The organism is Streptomyces albidus (ex Kaewkla and Franco 2022) (assembly GCF_013870515.1).
GTDB lineage: Bacteria > Actinomycetota > Actinomycetes > Streptomycetales > Streptomycetaceae > Streptomyces > Streptomyces albidus.
Window position 1 is genome coordinate 1 of record NZ_JACBXA010000456.1, and the last position, 2,220, is coordinate 2,220.

A 2,220-nucleotide genomic window follows, 5' to 3' on the forward strand; every position below is an offset into this window, starting at 1 on the left:
TGGCTCTGGCGCTGCTGTGCGCAGCGGCGGGCGGAGGCGTCGCGGCACTGCACGCGGCGGATCTGCACAGGGGGCCTGTGCCGCTCCTGGCAGGCCAAGGCGCCTCGGTGACGGTCGACTTGACCGTCACCGGTGACCCGCGCCGCATCCAGGCGCGGGTGCACGGCGCCCAACAGGCCCCGACGGCGCTCCTCTTCAAGGCCGAGGCCACCCGGGTCACGGCGCGCGGCTCCCCGGTGGCCGGCGGTCGAGGCGGGGATCAGCGCTCGCCACTCGTCCAACGTGGCGTCCGTACGCCCGTGCTCGTCATCGTCCAGCAGCCGGGCGGTTCGGCCTCGGCAAGGTGGCTTCGCCTGCTGCCGTCCACCGGGCTGCGCCTCGATGCCCGGCTCCTCACGCCCGCACGGACCGGGCACGGGCAGGACGTCGCCGCCGTCGTCCGGACCCGGGCAGACGGGCCGCCCCGGGTGATCCGTGAGCCGTCGGATCTGCAGCTCATGGCAGGCAGCCTGCGTGCCGGGCTCCGCGAGGCCACCGCGGGCCTGGAGGGGGACGCGCGCGGACTGCTGCCGGGCCTGGTCGTGGGCGACACCTCGAGGCTGCCCGCCGACCTCCAAGCGGCCTTCCGCACCACGGACATGACGCATCTGCTGGCCGTCAGCGGCGCGAACCTCACGATCATGCTCGCCGTGCTCATCGGCCCGCCGGGCAGCGCCCACCTCGCCGAGCGGCGCGGCCTCGCCCCGAGGCTGGCCATTCCGCTTCGCGCCACGGCGGTGCTCGGGGCGCTGCTCACCGTGGCTTTCGTGATCGTCTGCCGTCCCGAACCCAGCGTCATACGGGCAGCCGCTTGCGGCCTGATCACTCTTCTCGCCCTCGTCACCGGACGGAGGCGCTCTCTCCTGCCCGCCCTGGCGGCTGCCGTTCTTCTGCTCGTGCTCCTCGATCCGTGGCTCGCTGTCGACTTCGGTTTCCTGCTCTCCGTGCTCGCCACCGGGGCGCTGCTCACTCTGGCCCCGCGATGGAGCTCAGCCCTGCGTCGCAAGGGTGTGAACGGCCGCCTTGCGGAGGCTCTTGCTGCGGCGGGCGCGGCACAGGCCGCCTGCGCCCCGGTGGTGGCGGTGCTGGCCGCGCATGTGAGCCTCGTCGCCGTACCGTGCAACCTGCTGGCCGAGTTCGCCGTCGCTCCCGCCACGGTGCTGGGGTTCGCGGCCCTCGCGGCCGCGCCGTTGGCGATGCCGGTCGCCAAGGGGGCGGCGTGGCTGGCCGGTTGGCCTGCCGAGGGCATCGCACGTCTCGCCCGCACCGGCGCGGACCTGCCCGGTGCGGAGATCGACTGGCCCGGAAGCTGGAGCGGCGCGTTGCTGCTCGCGCTCATCATCACCACCGCGGTGCTTCTCGGCAGACGGCTTCGGCTGTCGCGTCACCCGTGGCTGTGTGCGGCGTGCGTACTGGTGCTTCTGCTGACGGTGGTCCGCCCCGTGCCGCTGGTCCGCCCGTTCACCGGATGGCCTCCACCCGGGTGGCGTCTTGTCGCGTGCGACGTCGGTCAGGGGGATGCCCTGGCGCTGTCCACCGGCCGGGCCCGTACGGCCGTGGTCGTCGACGCCGGGCCGGATCCGTCAGCGGTCGACAGATGCCTGCGAGCCCTCGGCGTCACGAGCATCCCGCTGCTCGTGCTCACGCATTTCCACGCCGACCATGTCACGGGCCTGCCCGGGGTGTTGAAGGGGCGCAGCGTCGGGGCGATCCAGACCACGCCGCTCGAAGAGCCGCGGGGGCAGGCGGAGTTCGTCCGGCGTACGGCGCGGCAGGCCGGAATCCCTCTCGTCCGTGCCGGGGCGGGTGAGCGGCGCAGCACGGGCGAGCTGTCGTGGCAGGTCCTGTGGCCGTCCCCTGCGGCAGGTGAGCCCCCCGTGCAGGCCGAGGGTGCCAACGACGCCAGCATCACTCTGCTCTTCCGGTCGGGAGGCACGACGTTTCTGCTGCCGGGAGACCTCGAACCGGACGCCCAGCGCGGGCTGTTGACGAGTCTCCCGGGACTGCCGTCGGTGGACGTGCTCAAGGTCGCCCACCACGGCTCCGCCTACCAGTACCCGCCCCTGTTGGCGCGCTTGCGCCCGCGTATCGCGCTGGTCTCCGCGGGAGCAGACAACCCGTACGGGCATCCCGCTCCCCGGACTCTCACCGCGCTGCGCGACGCCGGCGTCCTCGTCCGGC

The 2,220-nt window shown here is 73.6% G+C and carries 1 protein-coding gene; it reads left to right on the forward strand.

Annotated elements, in window-relative coordinates:
- Positions 1-5 precede the first annotated feature (5 nt).
- The coding region (locus tag H5J26_RS30450) for a ComEC/Rec2 family competence protein (protein ID WP_181769177.1) at positions 6-2,220 on the forward strand (2,215 nt) is incomplete at its 3' end.